General features: G+C 36.4%; 10 protein-coding genes and 1 pseudogene. 6 read left to right on the plus strand and 5 right to left on the minus strand.

All coding sequences use genetic code 11. From position 1 onward, the window contains the following. The first annotated feature begins 10 nt into the window (after positions 1-10). From CK510_RS04605 to bioF, 6 genes are all read left to right on the plus strand, one after another. Positions 11-580 (plus strand): Uma2 family endonuclease, encoded by a 570-nt coding sequence (locus CK510_RS04605; RefSeq protein ID WP_095720573.1) that lies wholly within the window; start codon positions 11-13, stop codon positions 578-580. Between the two features lie 90 nt (positions 581-670). Further along, positions 671-1,018, plus strand: a complete 348-nt coding sequence (locus CK510_RS04610; protein WP_095720574.1) for a DUF433 domain-containing protein — start codon at positions 671-673, stop codon at positions 1,016-1,018. A 17-nt stretch (positions 1,019-1,035) separates the two neighbouring features. Further along, positions 1,036-1,380: a DUF5615 family PIN-like protein gene (locus CK510_RS04615; protein ID WP_095720575.1), complete on the plus strand. Its 345-nt coding sequence runs from the start codon at positions 1,036-1,038 to the stop codon at positions 1,378-1,380. A 94-nt stretch (positions 1,381-1,474) separates the two neighbouring features. Next, a complete protein-coding gene (locus tag CK510_RS04620; RefSeq protein ID WP_095720576.1) occupies positions 1,475-2,233 on the plus strand; it encodes a sucrose-phosphate phosphatase in 759 nt (252 codons plus the stop codon). After that, complete coding sequence (gene ruvA, locus CK510_RS04625) at positions 2,233-2,862, plus strand: Holliday junction branch migration protein RuvA (RefSeq protein ID WP_095720577.1); 630 nt, start codon at positions 2,233-2,235, stop codon at positions 2,860-2,862. Before CK510_RS04620 ends, ruvA begins: the two co-directional genes overlap by 1 nt. Positions 2,863-3,007: 145 nt before the next feature. Continuing rightward, positions 3,008-4,168, plus strand: coding sequence for an 8-amino-7-oxononanoate synthase (bioF, locus tag CK510_RS04630; protein ID WP_095720578.1), 1,161 nt, complete (start codon positions 3,008-3,010; stop codon positions 4,166-4,168). 280 nt (positions 4,169-4,448) lie between these two features. Here bioF and CK510_RS04635 read toward each other — a convergent pair whose 3' ends face one another. The 5 genes and pseudogenes from CK510_RS04635 to CK510_RS04655 form a co-directional block, all read right to left on the minus strand. After that, complete coding sequence (locus CK510_RS04635) at positions 4,449-5,195, minus strand: DevA family ABC transporter ATP-binding protein (RefSeq protein ID WP_095720579.1); 747 nt, start codon at positions 5,193-5,195, stop codon at positions 4,449-4,451. An 87-nt stretch (positions 5,196-5,282) separates the two neighbouring features. Next, positions 5,283-6,449: an ABC transporter permease DevC gene (gene devC / locus CK510_RS04640; RefSeq protein ID WP_095720580.1), complete on the minus strand. Its 1,167-nt coding sequence runs from the start codon at positions 6,447-6,449 to the stop codon at positions 5,283-5,285. Positions 6,450-6,516: 67 nt separating this feature from the next. Next, a complete protein-coding gene (locus CK510_RS04645; protein ID WP_095720581.1) occupies positions 6,517-7,158 on the minus strand; it encodes a GNAT family N-acetyltransferase in 642 nt (213 codons plus the stop codon). 235 nt (positions 7,159-7,393) lie between these two features. Then, complete coding sequence (locus CK510_RS04650; RefSeq protein WP_095720582.1) at positions 7,394-7,750, minus strand: DUF2834 domain-containing protein; 357 nt, start codon at positions 7,748-7,750, stop codon at positions 7,394-7,396. Between the two features lie 68 nt (positions 7,751-7,818). After that, positions 7,819-8,239: pseudogene (locus tag CK510_RS04655) on the minus strand (efflux RND transporter periplasmic adaptor subunit); the annotation flags it as partial.

The raw sequence follows: 8,239 nt of genomic DNA on the forward strand, positions 1-8,239 counted from the left end.
ATTATTATTTATGACGTTATCTATTCAACCAATATCAGTACTCAGTTTAGATGACTTTTTAAAGCTGTCGGAAACTAAGCCAGCTAGCGAATATTTTGATGGGGAAATCTACCAAAAACCTATGCCACAAGGAAAACACAGTACTTTACAAGTTGAATTAGCTTCTGCTGTGAATCAAGCAGGAAAAGCAAAAAAGTTAGCTTACGCTTTTACCGAATTGCGTTGTACTTTTGCTGGTAAGTCAATCGTACCGGATATTGCTGTATTTGAATGGCAAAAAATCCCTCTCGATGAAAAGGGAAGAATTGCCAATAAATTTGAAATTGCTCCAGATTGGATTATTGAAATTCTCTCACCAGAACAATCTGCCAACAAAGTGATTCGTAAAATTCTATTTTGCATTCAAAATGGGACAAAGTTAGGCTATCTTATTGACGCTGATGATGAATCGATTACTGTTTTTAAACCCAATCAATTACCGGAAGTAAAAGAAAAGCAAGATATTTTACCAGTTTTGGATGTTTTAGATAATTGGCAATTAACGGTGGAAGATATATTTAATTGGTTGAGTTTTGTGTGAATAAAAAAATAATTTGAGTAAAGCATTATTTAAATATCATAAATTCCTAAATCTTCGTTAAAATATAGCTAATCCTTGATATCTTTTCCAATGACAGCCCAAGAGTTAGAAACTCAGTTACTATCCCTAACCCCAGCCCAAAAAGTTGAGGCAATCCGTATTCTTACCCAAAACATTGGTAATAATCATCGTGGAATTACCAAAACTCCTGGTGTGATGGGTACTGATGCTTGCATTGCCGGAACACGTATTCCTGTTTGGTTGTTGGTAAGTTATCAACGACAAGGTGCTAAAGATGCTGATATTCTTGATGAATATCCTCAACTTAGTGCAGCTGACTTGGTGACAGCATGGCTTTATGCTGAAGCATTTCCTCATGAAATTGATACTGCAATACGCGAACAAGAAGAAGCTGACGCAATTTTAGATTTTTCTTAAAATATCATCCAATATTTATGGCAAGGTTGTTAGCGGATGAGCAATTTCCCCGTCATGCGGTAGAATTATTAAGGACTTTTGGGCATGATGTTCTCACGATACAAGAAGCTGGCAAAGCTGGAATTTCTGATGATATGGTGTTAGATTTTGCAACATTAGAAAATCGGGCTGTGTTAACTATTAATCGTCGTGATTTTTTTAAATTACATAAAATTAAACCTGACCATGCTGGCATAATTGCCTGTAAAGATGATCTAGTCTGGAATAGACTAGCTACTAATATTAATACGGTAATTTTTCCAGAATCGACATTAACTGGGAAAGTTTTTCGTGTGAATCGATTTTCTTCGACAACAGCATAAATCGAGTATTTCTGATTTTTCTCCTCATTCGTAACAAAGCAATCACGAAACAACATAAACTTTGTGATGGTGAAAACTATCATGGAAAATTGCTATGTCTCAGTTTATGTTCGTAACCGATTTGGATAATACTCTCGTTAATCACGGTACTGAAGACGATAAAGCATTACAAGAACTCAATCAGAGATTAAGTCAACATCGTCAAGAGTATGGCTCAAAGATTGTTTATGCAACTGGGCGTTCATCTGTACTATATTATCAATTAGCAGCAGAAAAAAAGCTGATTGAACCAGATGCATTAGTTGTCGCAGTTGGCACAGAAATTTATATAAATAGTAGTGATAATGTCGATCGCGATTGGTCAGCACAAATTGCGACAGGATGGAACCGCAATGCGGTAGTATCAATTACTGATAAGTTTAATGAACTAAAATCACAACCCGATACTGAACAGCGACCATTTAAGGTGAGTTTTTTCCTTGAAGAATCAGCTTCGGAAAGAATTTTGAAAAAAATTGAGACAGAATCGCAAAAATGTGGTTTAAATATAAAGTTAATCTACAGTAGCGGAATTGACCTTGATATAGTTCCCAGGAACAGTGATAAAGGTCAAGCAATGCAATTTCTGCGTCAAAAGTGGAAATTTGTAGCCGAACAAACCGTTGCTTGTGGGGATTCCGGCAATGATATTGCTTTATTTGCCGTCGGAAAGGAAAGAGGAATTATAGTAGGGAATGCTCGTCCAGAGTTAATTCAATGGCATAGCGAAAATCCTGCTGATAATCGCTACCTGGCAAAGAATACTTGTGCAGATGGAATTTTAGAAGGTTTGAAACATTTTGGTTTCTTATAATGATTAGTTATCTCAAAGGAATTGTTGCTGGTGTTCAAAGTAGCGGGAATCGTCATATCCTTACCCTAGAGGTAAATGGAATGGGTTACGATTTGTTGATTCCGGGCAGGTTAGCGAAGCAATTACCGAGTATGGGTGATACAGTCCAAATTTTCACCCATTACCAAATTCGCGAGGAAATACCATTGCTGTATGGCTTTGGTTCACCATCGGAACGGGATTTATTTAAACATTTGTTAAGCGTTAGTGGGATTGGTGCTGCTCTTGCGATCGCACTTCTCGACACTTTGGAAGTACCTGAGTTAGTTCAGGCGATTGTGACTACTAACGTACAATTGATTATTCAAGCTCCTGGAGTGGGCAAGAAAACCGCAGAGCGCATCTGTTTGGAATTGAAGAGTAAATTAATCGAATGGCGAAAAACAGCAGGTTTCTTCGTCGCGACTCAAGGACCAGCACCAAGTATTCTAGAAGAGGTACAAAGTACTTTACTTGCCCTTGGTTATACTGCTAGTGAGGTTAGTCACGCTCTACACTATGTTAGCGAGGATATTGGACTTCCTAAAGATGCCTTTGTTGAGGATTGGATACGTCAATCTATCGCTCATCTTAGTAGTACTGGAGTGTAGGAATTTTAGATTATTGATGATTAATATCTAGAGTGCATCAGTATTATTTTTAAGCTATTTTCAATAATCGCAATTATCAATATATTTAGGTCATCTACTCAATTGTTTTTAATTCTTTAATTTTCCCCTAACTCTGCGAATCTGCGTGAATAACCCCTATTCTTGGTTAGAAAAATCACTCGAAACAATCCACCGTGCTGATTGGTATCGTTCTGTACAAACTATACAGGGTGGTTCGGGTGCTGTAATTAATTTAGCAGGGAAAGAGGTAATTAATTTTGCGAGTAATGATTATTTAGGTTTAGCGGGAGATACCAGGTTAAAAATTGCGGCAATCAATGCAATTGAAGAATTTGGGACAGGAAGTACTGGTTCGAGATTACTCACTGGGCATCGGGAATTACACCAAGAATTAGAAAGCGCGATCGCATCTCTCAAACAAACTGAGGATGCGATCGTTTTTAGTTCTGGATATCTGGCAAATATCGGTACAATTAGCGCTTTGGTTGGTAAGCGAGATTTAATTTTATCTGACCAATACAACCATTCAAGTCTCAAAAATGGGGTTGTGATGAGTGGTGGATGTGTTATTAATTACCCACATAATGATATACAAGCTTTAAAAACACAACTGATTCAAAAACGTCAAAATTACCGACGCTGTTTGATTATTACCGATAGCGTTTTTAGTATGGATGGTGATTTATGTCCTTTACCAGAAATTTTGAATATTGCTGAAGAGTTTGGCAGCATGGTATTAGTTGATGAGGCACATGCTACTGGTGTTTTAGGTAAAAATGGTGCGGGTTGTGTCGAACATTTTGGTTGTAGGGGCAGAGAACTAATTCAAATGGGAACCCTAAGTAAAGCTTTGGGTAGTTTGGGGGGATATGTTGCGGGAAGTAGCAGTTTAATTGATTTTCTCAGGAATCGTGCCCCTAGTTGGATTTATACGACTGCTCTTTCCCCCGCAGATACGGCAGCAGCTTTAGCAGCTATTGAGATAATTAAAAACGAACCACAGCGAAGAATGCAATTATGGGAAAATGTGGAATATTTGCAAGCATTAATCCGTAATAATTTACCAAAGCTGAAAATATTACCTTCAGAATCACCAATATTGTGTGTTCAATTAGCGAGTGCTACTGATGCATTAGAAGTAGGAAAATATTTAAAAGAAGCAAGCATTTTTGCCCCTGCAATTCGTCCTCCAACTGTTCCTACTAGTCGAATTCGCATTACTTTAATGGCTACGCATCAACAGGTTCATATTGAGAAATTAGTAGAAACACTACATTATATTTAGTCTCCTGTAGGTTGGGTGGAGGCTTTGCGTAACCCAACATATAATATCGGAATAATGATATTATCGTTAGAGGATGTTTGAAAAGTCGGATAAGGTATCAATTGTCATTCTGAGTGGAGTCTCACGGAACGTACGCGCTACGCGTTGCCGCAGGCTAGAATCTAAGGTTTTGGACACATACTGAGATGCTTCCTTCCTCAGCATGACATTCACAGAGACTTTTCAAACAACCTCTTAGAGACTTAGCAATGTGAAGTCTCTACAATTCATAAAGTCAAGTCTAATAAACCTTTGCAACAGTATCAATTCCATCACTAATTAACTTCCCATCTTCCATATAAACAATTCTGTCAGCAATATCTAAAATTCGGTTATCGTGAGTCACCAGCAAAATTGTACAACCCTGTTCCTTTGCTAATTTTTGCATGATTTCCACCACATCACGTCCTGATTTTTTATCAAGTGCTGCGGTTGGTTCATCAGCAAGGACTATTTTCGGATGACTGACTAATGCACGTGCGATCGCAACTCGTTGTTTTTGTCCTCCTGATAGATTTTCTGGGTAATAATCAACACGATTTCCTAAACCAACTGTTTCTAATATTTCTACAGTTTTAGCGTTTATATCTCCTACTAAATGTTTTTTGTGCAGTTCCAAAGACATTCGCACATTCTCTTTTACTGTCAGGAATGTCATTAAGTTATGTGCTTGAAAAATATAACCAATATTCCGACGTAATTCTGTTAATTGCTTTTTCTTTGCACCACGAATTTGTTTTCCTAAAATTTCTAAACTTCCTTCTTGTGCTGAACGTAACCCACCCATTAATGTTAATAAAGTTGTTTTTCCCGAACCAGATGGTCCAGTCATAATAATAATTTCACCTTGATTAATTTGCAAGTTGATGTTAAATAATGCTTGTTTTCGCAGCGAACCTTCACCAAAATAGTGATTTAAATTATTAATTGAAATTACAGATTGGCTATTTTCAGATTGGTTTAATTCAGTAGAATTTGTGATTAGCATAGTGGTAAATTATTCCTGATAAATATTTAATTGTTAGAGATTATTCTTTAAAATTCCTAACTTCTAACTCCTAATTACTAACTCCTCTTAAAATATGTCCGCAGGGTCAGCAGATTGGAGCTTACGCATTGTGATCGCACCGGATACGCTACACATGACGATAGTCATAATTAAGACGTTTACAGCCCGTTCTAGGGTCATTGCAATCGGTAACATTGTTGCACCTGCTGCTAAGTTATATAGTGCGATCGCAGCGAAGAAGCTGGGAATATAACCTAAAATAGCTAACAATAAAGCTTCTTGAATTAGGACTCCTAATAAATATCCATCGGTATAGCCCATCGCTTTTAATGTTGCATACTCAGGTAAATGTTCGGAAACATCGGAATAGAGAATTTGGTAAACAATCACAATCCCAACAATAAAACCTACACCAACACCTAAACCGAAAATAAATCCAATTGCTGTACCATCTGCCCAATATTTCTTTTCGATTTGAGCGAATTCTTCTCTAGTTAGTACTGACACATCTTTAGGAAGATTTGCTGCAAGTTTTTTTTGAATTTTCTCTATATTTACACCAGGTTTTAATTTAATTAATCCTACTTCGATTTGGTCAGGTTTGCGAGATGGAAATAACTGCATAAATGTTGAGTCGCTGGTAATAACATTCCCATCTGCGGCAAACGAAGCACCGTTAATAAATAAACCAGTTATGTTTACCGTTTTACTGTTTAATTCAGTTTCAAAATTATTAGTTTTTTTGAATTCTTCGCCATCAACTCCATAGGCAGGAACACCCCCAATATCAAATAGAATGTTATTTAATGCCTTCAAATTGCTGAGTTTTTTATTAACTTCCGGCATTCTAAAAGTCTCTTTAGTTGGGTCAACTCCCCAAACCAAAATTGCTCTTTCTAATGTAGTTTTTGGATTGCGCCATTGTCCGGTAGCAATATAAACTGGAGTCACTGATTCTACATCGGGATAAGCTAATGTTTGATATAGTCTTTCTCGCTGGAAACTTTTAACAGAAAATAGCGTTTGCATTCGCGGTTCAATTAATACTAAATCAGTTTGTAAATTCCTATGGGGTTGAATTGAAGAGTCGTATAAAGCTCCTTCAAATCCCATTTGAATTAGTATTAATATATCTGCAAAGGCAATACCCGCAACTGCAACGGCAAGACGGGTTTTTTCCTTCATTAATTGTCGCCATGCGAGCGGTGTTTTTTTGAGGATTTTTGGTGGCATAATAATATAGGATTTGATTCACGCAGAGGCGCAGAGACGCGGAGAAAGAGAGATTTATATGTGTTTTTTATAATTTCCTTTTCTTTGGTCTTACTTCACGTTTCATTGTCCAATATTGTGGACTACCTTTTGAGAGTTCTCCATTCCAAATAATCTCAAACCCATATCTTTGATAAAAACGAACAGCAACTTGAGTTGATGTTTCTACATAGCAAGGAAAACCTTCTATGTCAGCTTGTTCTAATACTGGTTCTAAGAGCATTCCCCCAATACCTTGTCCTTGAAAATTGGGTGAAACACCAAGCAGCATTAAATACCAATGGGGTTCTTTCATGCTTTGTTTATGATATTTTTCTGCTGTGAATAGCATTGATAGAAATATTTCTAGTTTTCTGATACTAATTTTGAAGAGTAAGGCTATTACTCCTACTCGTAAAAATCGCAATATATTATTTGTTGAATGTCCAGGTGGTATCCATATAGCAATACCTTTAATATCATTTGTGGTTGTATATATATGATGATATTTCTGGCTATAACGTAGTAATATTTGACAACAGCACTCAATAAAATTTGATTTTGCTAACGTATTTTGAGGTAAGATATACGAAAATATTGGGTCTTGATTGAATGCATTTGCTAAAACTTCACTAGCTTTTTCAACTTGCGATTGTTCTAGTTTTTTTATTTCTATTTTTTGGGTATTCATGGTAGTTTGTCTAATTTGAAGTCAATTGTTTCTATTAGAGTGTTCCAAGTAAAAAAGTGCCCAATTGTCATGCTGAATCGAGCGAAGCGCAATGAAGCATCTCTGTCTATTACATAGCGACTCAGGATCAACAGTTGGATCATTTATTTCTTGGATTACTCTTACTGGCAAAAATACCAAATTGAAAAATTGTGATTTATGTACAAGAATCAAATAAGAATAGATAAATTCACAATCATTTTGTTAATATCTGTGGATGTTCTATAAATTCAGGCATATTGTTTTTGATTAGATGTCTTTGTCGCATGAATAAAAATACGGGAAGACTAAAAGAAACTCCGACTGTTAAACAAGCAATGGGAATCCAAAGATTTGACATTTTTATTCGTCTACCTTCAGCAAATATCATTGTTATTACAACGACTGCGGAAACAATGACATCCATACCGAAAAATGCTGATATTTGGTTAATAAATAATTCCTGGATAAATAATTCTAGGTTTAATCCATGTTCTACAAGAAAGGGAATAAATTGCGATAATGGAAGAGTAAATCCAAGAATGCACAGTATAAAGTAAGTTATCTGAAGCATGTGATTTTCTCCTTTTGATTTCCTTAAAACAAACATTCGTTATAAATAAAGACCAACAAAAACAAACTCTACAATACGATCGCAGTTTGTACTTGTAAATTAGTTAACCCAGATACACGGTTGACATCTTCAGGATTAATCCGAATTTTTACCTCAATAACTCTTCTATCCATGTTTTCACCAGGTTGATTGGCAAAGGTGTTTTGACGGTTCACTTGTAACCCAATTTGCGAAACTATTCCTGCGACTTCCCCTGTAAATGCTTGTCCAGTAATTGTGGCTTTTTGTCCGAGTTTGACTTTACTAATATCACTTTGATATATCTCAGCAACAGCTACCATTTGACTGGTTTGTCCTAAATCAGCGATTCCGTCATCACCAATTTTTTCACCAGGATGGGTATGAATTTTAATGATTTTTCCTGATAATGTAGCGCGAATAGATGCTTGTTCCAGTTCGGTTTGGGAGCGTTTTACAGTTGCGATCGCA

Origin of the sequence: Brunnivagina elsteri CCALA 953 (assembly GCF_002289455.1) — a bacterium.
GTDB classification, from domain to species: domain Bacteria; phylum Cyanobacteriota; class Cyanobacteriia; order Cyanobacteriales; family Nostocaceae; genus Brunnivagina; species Brunnivagina elsteri.